The 18,895-nt window shown below is 29.2% G+C and carries 15 protein-coding genes and 1 pseudogene; 3 read left to right on the top strand and 13 right to left on the bottom strand.

Translation table 11 applies throughout. The features are described 5' to 3' along the window. Positions 1-88: 88 nt before the first annotated feature. From Q4Q40_RS14100 to Q4Q40_RS14110, 3 genes are read left to right on the top strand one after another with little or no spacing between them, the layout of a single operon-like run. Positions 89-1,408: a phenylacetate--CoA ligase family protein gene (locus Q4Q40_RS14100; RefSeq protein WP_303302520.1), complete on the top strand. Its 1,320-nt coding sequence runs from the start codon at positions 89-91 to the stop codon at positions 1,406-1,408. Further along, a complete protein-coding gene (gene wecB, locus Q4Q40_RS14105) occupies positions 1,405-2,499 on the top strand; it encodes a non-hydrolyzing UDP-N-acetylglucosamine 2-epimerase (protein WP_303302521.1) in 1,095 nt (364 codons plus the stop codon). The genes Q4Q40_RS14100 and wecB overlap by 4 nt, the downstream gene beginning before the upstream one ends. Next, positions 2,499-3,662 (top strand): glycosyltransferase family 4 protein, encoded by a 1,164-nt coding sequence (locus Q4Q40_RS14110; protein WP_303302523.1) that lies wholly within the window; start codon positions 2,499-2,501, stop codon positions 3,660-3,662. Before wecB ends, Q4Q40_RS14110 begins: the two co-directional genes overlap by 1 nt. On the opposite strand, the gene Q4Q40_RS14115 is transcribed toward Q4Q40_RS14110, so the two are convergent. The 13 genes and pseudogenes from Q4Q40_RS14115 to Q4Q40_RS14175 form a co-directional block, all read right to left on the bottom strand. Then, positions 3,659-5,011 carry an undecaprenyl-phosphate glucose phosphotransferase gene (locus Q4Q40_RS14115; protein ID WP_303302524.1) on the bottom strand — a complete coding sequence of 451 codons (1,353 nt, stop codon included), beginning with the start codon at positions 5,009-5,011 and terminating at the stop codon, positions 3,659-3,661. The genes Q4Q40_RS14110 and Q4Q40_RS14115 overlap by 4 nt on opposite strands. 1 nt (position 5,012) lies before the next feature. Continuing rightward, a complete protein-coding gene (locus Q4Q40_RS14120) occupies positions 5,013-5,999 on the bottom strand; it encodes a UDP-glucuronic acid decarboxylase family protein (RefSeq protein ID WP_303302525.1) in 987 nt (328 codons plus the stop codon). Positions 6,000-6,005: 6 nt separating this feature from the next. Next, the gene (locus Q4Q40_RS14125; protein WP_303302526.1) at positions 6,006-7,403 is read right to left on the bottom strand and encodes a UDP-glucose 6-dehydrogenase; all 1,398 of its coding nucleotides are present in this window, start codon (positions 7,401-7,403) and stop codon (positions 6,006-6,008) included. A gap of 9 nt (positions 7,404-7,412) precedes the next feature. After that, entirely contained in the window at positions 7,413-8,621 is a 1,209-nt protein-coding gene (locus Q4Q40_RS14130) for a WcaI family glycosyltransferase (protein ID WP_303302527.1), read from the bottom strand. Then, positions 8,614-9,159 (bottom strand): putative colanic acid biosynthesis acetyltransferase, encoded by a 546-nt coding sequence (locus tag Q4Q40_RS14135; RefSeq protein WP_303302528.1) that lies wholly within the window; start codon positions 9,157-9,159, stop codon positions 8,614-8,616. Before Q4Q40_RS14135 ends, Q4Q40_RS14130 begins: the two co-directional genes overlap by 8 nt. Positions 9,160-9,300: 141 nt before the next feature. After that, on the bottom strand, positions 9,301-10,383 hold the full coding sequence (locus Q4Q40_RS14140; protein WP_303302529.1) for a glycosyltransferase family 4 protein: 1,083 nt from the start codon (positions 10,381-10,383) through the stop codon (positions 9,301-9,303). After that, on the bottom strand, positions 10,370-11,413 hold the full coding sequence (locus Q4Q40_RS14145) for an O-antigen ligase family protein (protein ID WP_303302530.1): 1,044 nt from the start codon (positions 11,411-11,413) through the stop codon (positions 10,370-10,372). The genes Q4Q40_RS14140 and Q4Q40_RS14145 overlap by 14 nt, the downstream gene beginning before the upstream one ends. A 143-nt stretch (positions 11,414-11,556) precedes the next feature. Continuing rightward, the gene (gene wzy, locus Q4Q40_RS14150) at positions 11,557-12,183 is read right to left on the bottom strand and encodes an O-antigen polysaccharide polymerase Wzy (RefSeq protein ID WP_303302531.1); all 627 of its coding nucleotides are present in this window, start codon (positions 12,181-12,183) and stop codon (positions 11,557-11,559) included. 918 nt (positions 12,184-13,101) lie between these two features. After that, positions 13,102-13,295, bottom strand: a pseudogene (locus Q4Q40_RS14155) (IS256 family transposase); the annotation flags it as partial. 129 nt (positions 13,296-13,424) lie between these two features. Beyond that, entirely contained in the window at positions 13,425-14,363 is a 939-nt protein-coding gene (locus tag Q4Q40_RS14160) for an SGNH/GDSL hydrolase family protein (RefSeq protein WP_303302532.1), read from the bottom strand. 165 nt (positions 14,364-14,528) lie between these two features. Further along, positions 14,529-15,518: a glycosyltransferase family 2 protein gene (locus Q4Q40_RS14165; protein ID WP_303302534.1), complete on the bottom strand. Its 990-nt coding sequence runs from the start codon at positions 15,516-15,518 to the stop codon at positions 14,529-14,531. Position 15,519: 1 nt separating this feature from the next. Beyond that, positions 15,520-16,602 carry a polysaccharide pyruvyl transferase family protein gene (locus Q4Q40_RS14170; RefSeq protein ID WP_303302535.1) on the bottom strand — a complete coding sequence of 361 codons (1,083 nt, stop codon included), beginning with the start codon at positions 16,600-16,602 and terminating at the stop codon, positions 15,520-15,522. A gap of 161 nt (positions 16,603-16,763) precedes the next feature. Next, positions 16,764-18,212, bottom strand: a complete 1,449-nt coding sequence (locus Q4Q40_RS14175; RefSeq protein WP_303302536.1) for a lipopolysaccharide biosynthesis protein — start codon at positions 18,210-18,212, stop codon at positions 16,764-16,766. Between the last annotated feature and the right edge of the window lie 683 nt (positions 18,213-18,895).

Raw genomic sequence — 18,895 nt, forward strand, 5'->3', positions numbered from 1 at the left:
GTTTTCTCGAATGCAAAAATAAAACTAATGCTATGAATACACGAATATTTTTTATTTACTTTACAAAACTATTTTATCTTCATTTATCTTGAATTTATTTAACCTTTCTTTAAAACTTAAAGGCTTTCCTATACGAAAGGCTAAACTTGCTTTAAAAGACATTCAAAAGAAAAATGATACAGCATTTAATACCTATATTGAAACTAAAAAACAGGAAATTGTTGCTTACCATTTAAAACATAATTCATTTTATAAATCGTTTGCAAAAAACACCAATCCATTAGACTGGAATACTGTTCCTGTTATGTCGAAAAAAGATTTGCAACAACCATTAGAAACACTTTTGTCTGATGGGTTTTCAAAAAAAAACGTCTATATTGATAAAACTTCTGGTGCATCTGGGCATCCCTTTATTTTTTCTAAGGATAAATTTACTCATGCATTAACCTGGAGTATTATAATGGATCGATTTTCTTGGTTTAGTCTTAATTTTAATACCACAAAACAAGCCCGGTTTTATGGGATTCCTCTGGATAAAAAAGGATATTATACTGAAAAACTAAAAGACTTTATTAGCAATAGATATCGATTTAATGTCTTTGACTTAAGTGATGATGCTCTTGAAAATTGGCTAACCGATTTTAAAAAGAAGCCTTTCTACTATATAAATGGCTATACAAGTCCTATCGTTCAATTCGCAAAATACCTTCGATATAAAAATATCATACTTAAAACTGTTTGTCCTACTCTAAAAGCTTGTGTTGTAACATCTGAAATGCTTTTTGAAGATGACAAAAAACTTATGGAAAAACAATTTGGGGTTCCTATTATTAATGAATATGGTGCTTCAGAGCTAGATTTAATTGCTTTTGAAAACACTAAAAATGAATGGATTACTAATAGCGAAACGCTTTTTGTAGAAGTTTTAGACGATAACAATCATGTTTTGCCTCATGGGAAAGAAGGTCGTTTAGTAATTACTTCTTTATATAATAAAGCGCAACCTTTTATACGATACGACATTGGTGATACAGGTGTCCTTTCTAAAAGGAGCACCCTCAAAAAGCCTATCTTAGAAAAATTGACAGGCAGAACAAATGACATCGCTATTTTACCTAGTGGAAAAAAAGCGGCTGGATTAACATTTTATTACATAACTAAAAGTGTTATAGAAGATGGAGGTAACGTTAAAGCGTTTGTTATTGAACAGTTAAAACTTGATACTTTTAAAATTTATTATGTTAGCAACAGCGATATTCCTGTAAACAAAATGAACATGATAAAGAATGAAATGGAAAATTATCTTGAAGATGGGCTTACTATTCTATTTGAAAGACAAACGGAACTAAAACGCTCGAAAAGTGGCAAACTGAAACAGTTTTCATCATTAATACACATAAACGAATGAATATAACCATAGTTGCTGGTGCCAGACCTAACTTTATGAAAATTGCTCCTATCATTGAAGCGATTCAGAATAAAAAAAAGGATGGAGTTAATATTAATTACAGACTTGTACATACTGGACAACATTACGATAAAAACTTAAGTGATACTTTTTTTGATGAATTAAATATCCCTTTTCCAGATAACAATCTTGAAGTTAAAAGTGGTACTCAAGCAGAACAAACTGCTGCAATTATGATTGGTTTTGAGAAGGAATTAGAACAAAATCCGTGCGATTTAGTTATGGTTGTTGGGGATGTTACCTCAACCATGGCATGTACTATTGTTGCTAAGAAGGCACATATAAAAGTGGCTCACGTTGAAGCAGGAATCCGTTCTGGTGATATGAAAATGCCTGAGGAGATTAACAGAATTGTAACAGATAGTTTAACAGATTATTTTTTCACAACATCTATGTATGCGAATGAAAATTTGACGTCACTAGGCATTCCAAAATCGAATATCTTCTTTGTTGGAAACGTTATGATTGATACACTCCGAAGAAATGAAACTCGCTTAAAAAAACCTGCTCTTTGGAAAGACTTGAATTTATCTAATGAAAAGTATTTGGTTATGACGCTTCATAGACCCAGTAATGTTGATGAAGAATATCTTCTAAAAAAGTTAGTTTCTCAAATTGTAGCATTAGCTGAAAATTATCCAATAATTTTCCCTGTTCACCCAAGAACTAAAAAGCTCTTAAGCGGTTTAAGTTTAAACTTTAAAAATCTCCATTATGTAAATCCGTTAGGGTATTTAGAATTTAATTATTTAGTAAAACATGCTTTAGGTGTATTAACAGACTCTGGTGGTATAACCGAAGAAACCTCTGTTATGAATGTGCCTTGTATTACACTTAGGGATTCGACAGAACGACCAGAAACTTGTGACATTGGAACCAATGTTTTAGTTGGAAATGATTCTAAAAAAATTGAAGATGCTTTTAAGCTACTACTTTCTAGTTCTTGGAAGCAAGGAAGTATTCCTGAGTTATGGGATGGACATGCTGCAAAAAGAATTATTAATCATTTAACAGCTATTTATAAGTTATAATGACCGATATCCTCATCATAACAAATTATTTCCCTCCAGAAACTGGTGCCGCTTCAAACCGGATTTTTCATTTAGCTAATGGACTACAAAAACATGATTTTAAAGTATCTGTTTTAACGCCTTTACCTAATTATCCAACAGGTAAAATTTTTGATGCTTATAAAGGAAAGTTCAAATACACTTCTACAAAGAACAACATTACTATTCATCGTTTATGGATTTATGCTAGTAACTCTAAAAACAAGATATTACGTTTAATAGCTATGCTTTCTTATAGTTTTAGTTTATGTTGGTATTTTATATGGAATAAACTTCCGAAAACTGTTATCATACAATCTCCTCCATTACTGGTTGCATTTACTTCCGTTTTGTTTCTGCGTTCTAAAAAACGAAAGCTTATTTTAAATGTAAGTGATTTGTGGCCTATTGCTGGCTTAGAATTGGGAGCTTTAAAAAAAAATTTCAGCTATAAATTACTCGAAAAAATTGAATCCTTTAACTATAATCATTCTGACTTAATTTTAGGACAGAGTAATGAAATTATAAGTCACGTGACATCTCTGTTTCCTAAAAAAGATACTTTTTTATATCGTAATTTCCCAGATTTTGTCGCACCCAAAGTTTCTGAAAGTACACTTTCAAAAGGAAAATTAAAAATTGTTTATGCGGGCTTATTAGGAATGGCACAAGGTATTTATAAATTGTGTCAAGAATTAGATTATACCCATGTTCAACTTCATATTTATGGAGGTGGTGCAGAACGAGATAAAATTCAAGCTCTTATTCCTAATAATTCAGAATTAGATATTGTATATCATGGCGAAATTTCAAGAGACAAGTTGCATGAAGCTCTTATAAGCTACGATATAACCATTATCCCGTTGTTAAATAGAATTTATGGATCTGTACCCTCAAAAATATTTGAATACGCCAGATTAGGCCTACCTATGATTTATTTTGGTGGGGGTGAAGGAGAATCCATAATAAAAGACAATCAATTAGGTTGGGTAGCAGAATCGGGTAATTATTCGGAATTAAACAACGTGATCTCAAAAATTAATACATCTGAATTAAATCTAAAACTCAAAGAAACGATAAAAGAGTCTGCTATTAAAAATTTTGATTTTAGCACTCAATTGGACATGCTAATTAATAAAATTTAATAGGCCTTTTCTTCTCCCCTTAAAGCATTCAAAAATGTTTGTATAATAATTTTTAAATCTAATAATAACGACCAGTTTTCAATATAAAAAATATCATACTTTACTCGGTTAATAATATCTTTTTCCATTTCTATTTCGCCTCTAAACCCACTAATTTGAGCTAATCCAGTTATACCAGGTTTTACAAAATGGCGTACCATAAACTTATCAACCCTTTGAGCATACATATTAGTATGACTAACCATGTGAGGACGAGGTCCTACAACAGACATGTTCCCAAATAATACATTAAAAAATTGGGGTAACTCATCTATACTTGTTTTACGAATAAATGCTCCTACTCTAGTAATTCGCTGATCTCCTTTTGTTGCCTGATGCAAATGAGCCTTTTCATTTGGCTTCATAGACCTAAACTTGAAACAATCAAATTCTTCATAATTGAATCCATTCCTAGATTGTTTAAAAAAAACAGGACCTTTAGATTCTAACTTTATGAATATTGCTAATATTGGTGTTAACCAAGATAAAACAAAAACAATAATAAACGATGAAAATAAAATATCAAATAAACGCTTTAGATACTTGTTTAAAGACTCTTGAAGAGGAATATCTCTTAGCGATAGAATAGGAATATAATCATAATATTCATACTTCATTTTCCTCGAAAAGATATCCTTATTATCAGGGATAAATTTTAATTCTCTTAAATTATTATCTGCAAAATCTATAAGCCTATTAATTTGCTTATTTGACAACTCTGCTATAGAAAAATATATTTCGTCAATATCGTTGTCTATAATGTATTTAAAACACTTTTCTAAAGAAAAATCATTCTCATTAACACTAAATTGTGTTTTAAATTTATATCCGAAATCAAGTCTAGAATTAAATGTATTAATTAATTGCCTTGTTTTTTGATTTTTCCCAATAACAATTACATTTCTTGTATTACCACTTAAAACAGATCTATATTTTTTAAGCAAGAAAAAAGCTAATATCTTAAAAGCTGATATGAATATTAAAGTTACTAATAAATAATTCCCTAATGCAAGCCTACTTATAGTTGGTTGCTTAAAAAACCCAATAAAAGCATAGAGGGCAATTGAATAAAAAACAATTTGCTTAAACAAAAGCGGTATAATTTGAAGTATTCTGGTGTGACGCTGAACTTCATAAAAATTATTTATAAGAGAAATAATAACCCACAAAAGGGAAAGGTATATACAAAATATGTATGTGTTTGATAAATTTATATCAAATAAAAACACAGTAACATTTATTATACATAAATCAACGATCCCAAAAAATGGTTTCATCAAATTTGAATATCTTCCCTGTTTATAGCTCACTTTATTTTTTTATATGATTTTTAAAGTCTTTATGGTCACTTTTAAATAACTCTTCTTTTGAGAGTGTTTTAAAGTATTCGTAAGTTATTCTCATGCCTTCTTCTCGACCTATTTTTGGTTCCCAATTTAATAGTTTTTTAGCTAATGATATATCAGGTTGTCTTTGTAATGGATCATCTTGAGGTAATTCTTTATATATTACTTTTTGAGAAGTTGCTGTAAGCTTAATAACCTCCTCTGCAAATTCTTTAATAGTGATCTCATGAGGGTTACCAATATTTACAGGAAAACTATAGTCACTTAATAATAACTTATATATCCCTTCAACCTGATCATCGACATAACAAAACGATCTAGTTTGGGAACCGTCTCCAAATATAGTTAAATCTTCTCCTCTTAAAGCTTGCCCCATAAATGCTGGAATAACTCTACCGTCATTAAGACGCATTCTTGGTCCATAGGTATTGAATATACGAACTATACGAGTTTCTAGACCATGAAATCTATGATACGCCATAGTTATAGACTCTTGAAAACGTTTGGCTTCATCATAAACACCTCGAGGACCGATGGTATTCACATTTCCATAATAATCTTCGGTTTGAGGGTGTATTAATGGATCTCCGTATACTTCAGATGTTGATGCTATAAGTATTCTAGCTTTCTTAGCTTTTGCTAGTCCAAGTAAGTTGTGAGTTCCTAACGAACCTACTTTTAAAGTTTGTATAGGTATCTTTAAATAATCTATTGGGCTAGCAGGGGATGCAAAGTGTAAAATGTAATCTAACGACCCGTCAATTTTAACAAAATCAGTGACATTATGTTCAATGAATTTGAAATTAGTGTTATCTACTAAATGGTTAATATTGTTTTTATCTCCAGTGATGAAATTATCCATTCCAATAACATGGTAGCCTTCTTTAATAAATCGATCACATAAATGTGAGCCTAAAAATCCTGCTGCTCCTGTAATTAAGACTTTCTTCATAAGATTTTAATTACCCGTTCCTATATTATAATAAACAAAACCTATTTCTTCTAATTCCTTTTTGTTTAAAAGCCCTCTACCGTCAAAAACAAAAGCAGGCTTTTGCATGTTTTTATAAATACTTTTCCAATCGTAACTTTTAAACTCATCCCATTCGGTTAAAATCGTTATAGCATGAGAATCTTTGCAAGCGTCATAAGGATCTTTATTTATAGTCAATAAGCTTTTGTTCTCGTCTGATGAACGCGTATTTAAGTAATCCAAATCAGTATATATTCTTTCTTCTGAAACTTTAGGGTCATAAACAGATATTTTGGCTTGTTCATTTAATAAATTATCAGCAACCTTAATAGCTGCAGACTCACGAGTATCGTTCGTGTCTTTTTTAAAAGCCCAGCCTAAAAATGTTATTTTTTTTCCAGAAACTGTGTTATATAAAGTGCTCACCATATTATCTGAAAAACGGTTTTTTTGATGTTCATTCATAAGGATTACTTGCTCCCAATAATCAGCAACTTCATTTAAACCATAACTTTTTGCTATGTACACTAAATTTAGTATATCTTTTTGGAAACAAGAACCTCCAAAACCTACAGAAGCGTTTAAAAACTTAGAACCTATTCTAGAATCCATTCCTATAGCTTTTGAAACTTCTCTTACATCTGCTCCTGTTTTTTCGCATATTTCAGACATTGCGTTTATAGAGGACACTCTTTGAGCTAAAAAAGCATTAGCCGTAAGCTTGGACAGTTCAGACGACCACACATTTGTTGTTAATATTTTATCTTTAGGCACCCAGTTTGCATAAATATCAGCCAAAGCATCGACTGCTTTTTGATCTTTTTCTGAACTACCTCCTCCAATTAAAATACGATCTGGATCTAATAAATCTTGTACAGCTGTTCCTTCAGCTAGAAATTCTGGGTTTGATAAAATTTGAAATTGAACTCCATTACCTGTATTGTCTAAAATACTTTTTATAGCTGAAGCTGTCCTCACTGGAAGTGTAGATTTTTCAACAACAATTTTATTTTGTTTGGAAGCTTTAGCTATTTGCCTTGCACAAAGTTCAATGTATTTTAAATCGGCCGCCATTCCTTTCCCTTTCCCATAAGTCTTAGTAGGTGTATTGACAGAAATAAAAATCATATCTGCTTCATCAATGGTTTTATCAATATTTGTTGAAAAAAACAGATTTTTTCCTCTTGCTTCTTTTACGATTTCTGCTAAGCCTGGTTCAAAAATGGGTAATTTGTTAAAATCATCAGAATTCCAGGCATCAATTCTGGCTTGGTTTATATCTACAACAGTTACTTTTATGTTTGGACACTGTTTAGCTATAACGGCCATGGTAGGGCCGCCTACGTAGCCAGCTCCAATACAACAAATGTTTTTTATTTTCATCTATTTCTCCTATCTAACTAATTCTTTTACAAACTTATCTAAAACTTCTTGTTGAGAAAACTTTTCTTGAACATACTTTTTAGCGTTTACCCCTAAAGCCTTACTTAACTTTTCATCTTCTCTCAAGATGTTAACACAATCAACTATTTCCTTTACTGAACTACCATCAAAATAATACCCTCCAATAGATTCTGTAAGTACAGTTGCTACCTCACTTTTCATATTTCCTGTAACTATGGAGGGTTTACCACTAGCCATCATTCCTAATAATTTTGATGGCATTACGGTATCTATAACATCTTTCTTTTGAAATAAAATATGAACGTCGGCACTAGATAACAAAACAGGCAAATCTTCAAATGGAACTAAATTGTAGTGTTTAACAAATGGAAAACTCTTTAAATCTACTATTACATTTTCCTTTTCGGCACCTTCCCCAACAACTATAACTTCAATATTTTCAATGCTTTTTAACCGATTTACAAAATCAACAAAAAATTCCCAATCCTGCTTTGCCCCAATATTTCCAGAATACAATATTTTATATTTGTTGGAATTTAAATAAGGGTGTTTATTACTTTCATTTAAATTAAATAATGAAATGTCTATCCAATTGGTAAGATAATATGCTTTAGTGTTAGTTTTTTCACTAAGCTTATTAATCATTCCATGACTAATTGTTGACACTACATCGGCTTTATTAAGTAATTTCATTTCTACCCATAACAAGGATTTAAAAATACGTTTTGCATTTCCGCTTAATAAACCAGAATCTATGGCTGCATCAAATTCAAAATCCTGAATGTGAACCCATAGCTTAGATTTATATCGTAGCTTTAAAAACCAACCCAGTAAAACAGATGTTGTGAATGGAACTATAGCAATAACAATATCAGGTCTAGACCTCTTAAAAAGATTAATAAAATTTCCGAAAGTAAAGCTTATAAGGTGAATTATACGTTTTGAAAACGTAGGATTTTCAGGAACGTACTGCTTACTCCTTAGTACCTTTACACCATTAATCGTTTCTTTAAGTAGGTAAGGTTTGTTTTTATAGTCTTCTCTAATCTTCCACTGTGGGTAATACGGAAAACCGGTTATTACGGTTACATCAAACCCCTGACTTACTAAATACTCTGCTTTTTGAGTAGTATATAAACCAATAGCACTATCTTCTGGATAATAGTTTATACCTACAATGGTAACTTTTTTATTCAATTTCTCTCTTCTTTAAAAATTTAGCGGGAGATCCTGCATATACGGAAAAAGCATTTAAATCCTTAAACACCGAACTTCTCGCACCTACAACAGTTCCTTTTTTAATCAATAATCCTGGCGCAACAAAAACATCGGTTGCTAACCAACACTCATCTTCTATTGTAATCTTCTTTGCATAAATTGGAAACTCTTTCTTTGAATAATTGTGAGATCCTGTACAAATATAGCTTCTTTGTGATATTACGGTATTAGTTCCTATTTCAATCTCTCCAAGAGAATATAAAACAACCTCATCTCCTATCCAACTGTAATCTCCAATAGACACTTTCCAAGGATAGGTCATTTTAACTGAAGGCCTTATTATAACTCCTTTACCTATTTTAGCTCCAAAACAGCGTAAAAGAAAACGTCTCCACCCATATAAAAATTGAGGAGACCAAGCAAATAGTGTCGATTGCACTAGCCACCAAATTTGCACAAACCAACTTGATTTCCCTCTAAAATTTTTAGGGTTTTTATATAAATCTAATCGCTGCATTTCTAATTTAAAACTAGTCTATTTAAACTATACATCCTTAACAGTAAAATCACTTATGCTTTTAGTTTTGAAATTTGTCCTTTAAAAAAAATTAAACTATCAATTCTAATTTGATTTCCCATCGTATAATTTTAGGTTAATTTATAATTCTAATAATATTTTTGATAATGAATTTAAAAAATTGTCTACTTTGTATTTTTCAATCGCTGTCAAATAATTATGATTCCTTACATAAGTACTTTGGTCACAAGTGGAAAACACTTTCTTTATCTTCATGGCTATATCTTGAGGGTTTCTTTTTTCAACATAAAACCCATTTATCCCATCTTCAAAGATATCAGGAATACCAGCATGATTCGTAACCAAAATTAAATTTTTGGTTGCCATAGCCTCTAAAATTGAAATGGGTTGTCCTTCCATTTCATAATAGGTAGGGAGAACAAAAACATTTCCCCAATCAAGTAATTTCTTTTTATCAATACCAGAAACTACACCACAATATTCTACATTTTTTAATTTATTAAAATACCGTTGTATCACATCTCTATTCTTAACATCAATATTTCCTGCAATTTTAGCTTCATACACAAAATCCTCCGTTTCTAAAATTAAAAGGGCTTCTAACAAATCTAAAATCCCCTTTTCTTGCATTAAATTACTTAAAAATACAATTTTTGGTTTACTATTATCTACACTTTCTTTATTAGAAAATAAATAATCCTCAACAAAATTATATAATACAAAAATCTGCTTATCATCAATAAAAGGTAACATATTATCTTTCAAAGATTCTGATAATACAATGCCTTTTGTGGTTTTACTTAAAAGCCATTTAAAAATGGCCTTTTTAACCCCTTCTAACTGAGAATACTCTTTACCAAGATAATTTCCATGAACATGTATAATTAGTTCCTTGTCACACATTTTTGTTAAAAGTATAAATAAGGCGTACTTAATTATGCCAAAAAAAGTTTGACCCGGAGTAATATATACGGTATTAACTTTAAATATTTTATAAGATTGAAAATTAAGTTTTAGAAAAAACAGAGCCTTTCTTAATGAAAAACCCCCTAAACTTTCCTCAAATTTATTATAAGAAGTATTTATAGTTTCCACCTTAAAACCATTTGCTCTTAAACCATCAATAACAACTTTATTTGCAAGTGAAACACCTGTTATAGGCTCTGGCAATGGCCCTATTAATAACAATTTATTTCTTTTCATACTTAAAATATATTCTACTGTAATAACTAATAAAAAACGAAAACACCAACACACCAGCCTCCCTCTCTAATATATTTTCAATAAGCATATTCCCAAAAAAAATGATCAGTAAACAAATAAAAACTATATCCTTTGATTTCAAAGCCATTTTCAATAGAAAGAAACAATAAAACAAAAATATAGAAAGACCGAACAAACCTGTTCTAATTAAATAACTATTGAATTGATTATGAGAGTTATATTTTTCAACAATTCCATCAGATAGTTTAGTCGTAGCCTCTGATAATATTTGCATGTCATCTCCCGTTCCTACACCAAATAAAGGGTTATTCTTAAAAATTTCAAATGTAGCTTTATTAAGAACGATTCTCGCCCCTATTGAAGTTTTTGGATCATTAATGGATTGTTCGATTTTTTTAAACTCTGAAAAACTATTCCCATTAAATCTTGGTAGGTAAATCACTAACCCTAATAATAACGTTATTGCTCCAAAAGCGGAAATAACAGCAATTTTTCTTACATTTTTTTTTAATGTAAACAAAAACAATAGACTTGTTACTATTATTAAAATTATAGATGCCCTTTTGTTCATTATTGCCAATAGTGACAAAGAATAAACTATATTTACTATGTGTAAGATAAAGAATTTATTCTTGGTTTTTATTGCTCCTCTTAAACTTAAAATAATACTTATTATTAGCAATAAGGCTAGATATAAGGAATGAATTTGATACTTTTCCCATATTATTTTATCAATTAAAGTTATGTAGTGATGGACTAAAAACAACCAAGACTTACCCTTTATTAAAAAATAATACAAAAAGACCGTAGCCGAAAATATAACTAAAGAAACTATAAATGCATCATCAACTTTTCTTTTATTTATTTTACTTAATGACTTTTCGGGTAACATAGAAAAACATAAAGGGTAAAGAAACAAAGAAAGTCCTGTTTGGATTTGTGAAAAAGCCCTATCTAAATTAGTGGAATTAAAAATTCCAAATACAATTATCAGATATGGAATAGACATTAAAACTAGATATTTGAAATTCATTTCCTTAAAGTTCCTCAAAACAATACAGCCTAAAATTACAATAGGAATAAATTTAAAATTACTAGGAAACAATAAAATACTAGCGTTTAAAATTAAAGCTATAGTTATGTACTTTTGGTTCATTTTGCTTTTTTAAGAATAAAATAAATGATTCGCTCTAAAAGTTTAGGAATAAAATAAATTCCTAAAAAAACCCCAATAAAATAAGCGAACCCATTGGTTAAATCTCCTCTAAGTAAAAAAATCAAATGAACCGCAAAATAAAAGGCCGTAATCTGTTTTGCAAAATCATTGGACTTTAACCAACTTAAAAAAAATTTGAAGGAATAAGCTAATATGAAAGCAAATAAAATAATTCCAAAAAGACCAAAATCAATATATGCTTCTGATATTATACAGTTTGATAAATTATTAAAGTTTAAGCCATAATCATTCATCAAATAGTCTCCTATTAGCTCTCCAGTAGATGTTGGCTTGCTGCTCCACAAGCTTCGAGGAACAAAAAACAATAAAGCTGATAGCAATTGATACCCTAAAGAAAACCCGTTTTTTGTCGTATAATCTACTGTGGCCATAATATTCGCATAGGCATCATAGTGTAATGTTTGAAAGGCTGAACTAATACCTCCAAAACGATTGTATGATTTAATTAATTCTTCTGGATTGGAAATAATTTGGCTCAAACTTGCATCAATATGAGTGAGTGTTGAAAGGGCTGGAAAAAGAACCACTAACGAAATAAACATGAAAAGAAAGAAGGTAGAGTTCCGGTTTAATAATTTAGGATAGAATAAAAAAATGAGCGTTATGTACACAGGGCCTAACAAATTTCTTTTTTCATTTAGAGGATTTTTTAAAAAAACTAATGCTGCCAGTAATAGTAGTAAAATTAATATTACAATATACTTGTTATAATTATTCTTATGGTTTTCCTTTAAATATCTATATGCATGAATTATACCTCCAAATGGTATCATAAAAATTACTTTTGTCTTAATAAGGCCAGCAGCAACACTAATATTTCTAGCCGATTTCTCATATATAGAACTGGTAATATCAAGAATTACGCTATTATAATATATCCCGATTATTAAAATTGTAATTATAAAAATATTAAGAATAAATAATGGTTTAGTAATGAAAAATAAACGTTTTGACCTTTTTGGAATTATGTTTTTGGTAAGAATAAAATAAAAAATTATAAAAGCCAAAAGGAAAATTAAGATTATAAAATTTGCATATATAACTTCAGACTCTATATAGGGATACCTCGTTACAAATAGGCTCAAATTTAATTTAAAAGATGAAATTTGAACTATTGGGGCAATTATTAAAAACAAATAAAAAAAAACAATAAAACAAGTTAAAAATGGAGAATACTTTTTTTCTATTTTCAAATGGTAGTAGAAAACAAGTGAAATTACAGAGAAATTAATAAAAAAAGAAATCCAAACTGGTAAGGAAGCTCTAAAACTTAAAAATGCTAGTGCCCCAATTAAAATATATATAAATATTAAAAATGTATTTAATTTAATTTTCACTTTAATATTACTTAATGTTCAACAATTTTTTTCTTACACGGCTTTCAATTAGAGAATTCTATTTAGACACTATCCCGCAAAGTGTGTAAGTTTAAAAAACCAAGGGTTTAACTTTTTCTAAAGTTAGCCCCTTTGTTCGTATAAAGTTAGAAATTGATTTAAAATCACTCCCCAATTTCTAATAGGCATTGACCATTTTTGGTTGCATCTCTTGTAGACAAATATACGGATTTCATCACAGCGTCGTCGGTTGGGAATGAAAGTTTGTTTTTAGTGTACTTTCTGATTTTTCCATAGAAATTTTTAATGAAATCGGTCGCGTTTAAGAATAGTAGCAGAATTTTAAACGCTAACTTTTCTGTTTGTTATAGACCTTTTTTATTTTCACTTTGTTTTGTTTTATCGATTAAGCCGCTATTATTTTTATACACCTGTTTTAGCTAGTTTTACCAATACCCTAGTTCTTTTCCTTTTTTATACCTAAGCCGTCCTAATAATTCGTATCCAACTGAATTAAAGTGTATTCCGTCTTTTAATAATGTTTTAGGAGTTTGATTTTTATCCATTCTTTCTAAATCTTCACTAGTCGGATATTCTCTGTCATTTGGCAATAACTCAAATTCAATTGCATCATATATTGCTTTCTCAGACATATATTTTTTTAAATCAATAAGTTTTCTACCATATTTCTCTTTTATAGGTTTAACTGTTTCAGAATTACCATTTCCATGAGAAGTGATAATTATGATGTTTTCATCACCTTTATGGTTTACAAATTGATTTATTTGATTGAGTAAATCCTCAGGGTTTTCATAACCGCCATTCTGTCCAATAAACATTGTCGCAATTCCTTTTGTTTCTAATGAAAGTTGTGTTACGATATTAGTGTTAGGTTTTGTAGTGTATGATTCAGAACTTCTTCTATTTCTTTTAATTGAATATTTTTCTGTCTTTGAGTTTCTTTTTAGCGTGCATTCAATACCATTAATGTAGCATGGGTTTAAACCACCTTCACCTTGAATAAGAGGATGAATATTTTTATTATTGTAAGAGCTATAAATTCCGTTTGGAATTTCAACACTTAATCCATTAGCAGGTATTGTTATAGCATCTTTTATATACATTGGAATCCCCCCTTGTCTTGCTCCAATTGTTAAAGTGTTTTCTCCACCAACACCTCTGTTTTTTACAATCCAATTTCCCTTTAAAAGTTTTAAAGTAACATTTGACATAGTTGTTCCTTCACCTCCAGCGCCAGCTATTAAGGAATCTCCAATATCTATTAAAATTTTATCCCCCTTGTATTTATTGTTCTTATCGAAAGAATTGATTGACAAAAGGATTATTAGAAAAAGTAAATGTTTTGGTAGTTTTTTTAAAATCATTCTTTAATTTATTTTCGAATTAGCAATAATAAACCATCCCGACACAGAGCGAGCATCGAGGAATCCTTTAGATTAACTAAACTCTATTTTTTATTTCATTAGAAATTGAAAAATCGTCCATCAAATCTGATAATGGTTGTAATATCATTAATTCTATATTACCATTTAATTAATATGATTTTTTAAATTTCTTAAATAATATTGTAAGTTTAAAATACCTAAAGGAGATACCCATATTAGTATTATTTTAAGCTTCATTAGAAAAGAAACTTTAGCAGTCAACATGTTTAAAGCACCAGAAGTAAGATTAGATGAATAAAAGTTCACTTCTTCTTTGTGTTTTTTCATTTGATTCGCTTTATACATACTTTGTAAAGCATAGAAATTAGTCCACCACAAATGAAAATCTAGAGCCTTATTAACTTTTGGTGTTCTTAAAATCAACTTCTTTTTAATATTATAAATTGCCTTAAAAGCGTTATCTATTTTACGAATATTAAAACTTGTCGTAGCTGAATCAAAGTTATCTTTCCTGTAGTAATAGACTTTTCCATAACCCAAACCTACTTTATTGGCTATTTGAGATACTGTTGTTATGAAATTCAAACCTTCTCCCATAAAAAAATCAGTAGGAAATGTGATATTATTATCTCTTAATAAACTTACCTTATATATTTTATTCCAACAACCTATTGGTATTTCTGGATATAATAAAGTACATGTTGCTTCTTCTGAAGACAAAACTGTAAATGACTTATCATTCGATACGTCAACATCCTTTGTATTTGAAACATATTTCGACATGCAAAATTCTGCCCCAGTATTCTTGACAATGTAAAGCATATAATCTACAAAATTGGGCAATATAATATCATCACTGTCAACAAAAACAACATAATCTCCTGTAACTTTATTCAAACCAAAATTACGAGCACATGAAACTCCAGAATTCTCATTATGGAATACTTTTATTCTAGAGTTTCTTAAAGCGTATTCATCAGAAATTTGTCCTGACTTATCGGTACTTCCATCATTAACAATTAAAATTTCAAGTCTTTTATATCTTTGATTTAAGACTGAATCTAAACATTCCCTTAAGTATTTATCCACATTATACACAGGAATTACTATAGAAATGAGGCAACTACTTTCCATATTAGTTAATGTTATTTTTTATAAACTCAATAGAAAAGTTTCTTCTTGACGATATAAACTCATTTGCTTCACTAAAATTAACTTCATTAGATACCAATTCTTCAGAATTAATTACTCGATCGGATAAGTTTAGATCACTCAATAAATTTAACATCCTAGAATTAGCTTTACCTTTTCTAGAGAAAAGGTGAAAGGGTTTATTAAAAATAATAGAAAATGAAAGTCCATGAAAAGAATTGGTTACAACAGCTTCTGAATTTTTAATCAGTTTAACAAAAGCTTCTGGACTTGCATTCCAAAAATATTTATCTATATCTAGGAAATAATCTTCTATATTGGTATTTATTGCATAAACTTTCACATTTAATTTTTGTCCTAATTTCCTAGCATATTCGTATAAATTCTTTTGCCTTTTAAAACCATAGACCAATATGTACTTTTCTTTTGGTGTGAAATTACTTTGAGATACTATATAATTCCAACCATCATTATCAAGTAAGAATACTGGATCTAAAACATTAATGACATTTTTAATACCAAGGTCTTTTAAAACTTTCAGTCCATCTTTCTCTCTAATTGATACTGCGTCAAAATCATTAATTAACTCTCTATATCTATCAACTTGATTATAAGGAACTTTAGGCATGGCTAAGCTGGCTGCATAGGATATTTTTTTTGACTCTTTTGGAGCGAAAGTTAAAAAAAATGAATCATCCTTACCATTTAAAAGCTCTTCACAGTTCCAAATTTGATCACTTCCTGCAAAATAGTAATCAGCCTTTGGGACTTTTCTCTTTAAATCATTTAAATTCTTGTATTGATCTTCTGAGAGTGGTATATGTTTTGAAATGAACTTCCCAAACCTCCATTTTCCATAAATCCAATCTGGCAATCTAAATACTTCTCGAATAATCCTTATAAACAAGGATCTATTGGATTTTGTATAATATGGAGGATTGTAATCAATTACTCTTGCATCTAAACCCAACTCTCTTAACTTTGTATTTAGTGCGTACGTTTGAAGAACTGCTCCATAATTTAGTGGACGATGACAAGTAATTGTAAACGATTTTTGTTTTTTCACTATTCTATATTTAATTAACACTTTATATTTCGATATTTTTCTTATTAGGTTAAATGCAAAAAAGGCCGTAAATTATTCCAATAGTATAAGATTAAATCTCCTCTTAATATATACAAAAACATACCTAAAATCAGTACTTAAGTAATAATAAACAGTTTCCATCAATTATTTATAAAAAAGAATCTATTTCGATATAGTAATATTACACCAACAATAGTAAGTATAACCCTAATTAACAACCCCAAATTACTGCCAAATAAAAAATCACCGAAAATTAAGCAATTAAGTAAAACGGCTAATAAAATAATTGCATCTTTTATAAAAACCCACAAAGAAACACACTTTATTTTCAAAAAGAACCTAACATTTAAATAATTTATTAAGAACAAAATAAAAGAACCAATAATAAAAGAATATGCGGCTCCACTCATTAGATACTTAGGTATTAAAAATAAATTTAAAGTAAAGCTAACTAATCCAACAACAATTGTAATTAAAGCTATAGAATATGTTTTTCTAGTATAATAAGCGTAATTAACGTAAGAGTTATAAGCAAATAAAAAATATGACCCCATAATTAATAATTGAAAAATTTTATAGCCTTCAAAATATTCTACTGGAGCTACTATTCTAAAAATTAAATCAGCGTGAAGTATTAACAAAATACAAACTATTAGGAATACAAATGATAATAACTTAACTCTTTTCTCTATCAATAAATAAGATTTAGTTCTCAAATAGTCCTGAAATATTGGGACCCATGATTTATTTACAGCACCTATTAAAACTGGTAAAACAAAACTTAAATTAGACGCTAAAGAGTATATTCCAGTAGCAGAAATACTAATATAGGCACCTATTATTATTCTATCAAACTGCCTTAAAACAAGATTAGATATTAGGTGAGGTATTAATGGCACTCCAAAAGAAAAAGAATATAGTATCAATTCTTTATTTTTTGTAATTGAAACTTTAAATAAATCTTTAAACCTAAACAAAACAATAAAACAAAAAATAACAGATATAAACAACCTACTTAGAAACTGCCCCAACAGTTCATTTCCTTTAAAAATGGTCAACATTAATACTATTGAAATCAACACACTACCACCTGAAGTTATTAAAGAGTTCACAACATAACTTCCACTTACTCTTTTACCTAGTAAGGTAGATTGATAAAAACCTATGAACCCCATAAAAAAAACATCTACAATGCATATGTAGTAATATTTTGTATTCAATCCTAAAATAGAAGAATAATCAAAAATTACTTCACTAACAATTAACACTAAACTAAAAACAAATGAAAATACAGTTATAAATTTCAGATTTACCTGAATAAAAAGATCTTCCTTTTCCTTTTTTTCAAAAAGTCTTTGAGTAACTGCTCCAGGAAAATTAATTGTTAATAGCACAATTAAGAAACTATAAAAAAGTTGATAAATAGATAATACACCATAATCTTCAACATTGAGTATTCTTGAAAATATTGGAATAGTTAAAAATATAAGACCTTTATTCAAAAAATCACCAAAGGTATACAAGAAAGTATCAATAGTAAATTTATTAACTGAAAGCACCTTTTTTTTTAGCTCATTAAAATCAATCATTCTTTTCAAAAAAAGGTAAAGTAACTTTATTTTTCACTCTTGTTCTTCCTTCTCTAGCTGGAATTACTACGCCTAAATTTTTCATTATATTTATATATTATTAAAATAACTATTTTCACCTACATACAGGCTCCCCTTTTGACACACTTTAACATTATAAATAAAAATTAGGTCTTCTTAACAAGAAATAAATGCTATTATTTTTGTCGCAAAACTAAATTCTTTTTTTTAACCTACAATAACCCTCTACCAAATCTTTGTCAAAATCCCATTGGGTATAACAACCACCATCTATTAATGTACAATCTAATATTTTTGTGTTATTTATCATGTATATTTTTTTTGACCACTAATCAAAAACTCTATTGATTTCTGTTAAACAATCTCTAAAATCATCATGGCGCATTTTAAACATTATGGTAAAACCAAATCGTTTATTTAAATGTCATCTCATCTGTCCTTGATAATGGGCTCTCTCTACTATTGTTTTTAACTATATTTATCACATTAAGCAAACAATAGTAAATTCTTGGAAATCTAAAAGATTTATATGTTGAGATTACTACTGTTCGCATTTCAATAAACCATAAATATAGCTTAAAATTAAAGATTTTCAATCATTAATAAACTCGAAGGCACAATATTTACATCACATAATGATTCCGTTTTCCCTTCCCATGTTA

It is taken from the genome of Flavivirga jejuensis (assembly GCF_030540765.1).
GTDB lineage: Bacteria > Bacteroidota > Bacteroidia > Flavobacteriales > Flavobacteriaceae > Flavivirga > Flavivirga jejuensis.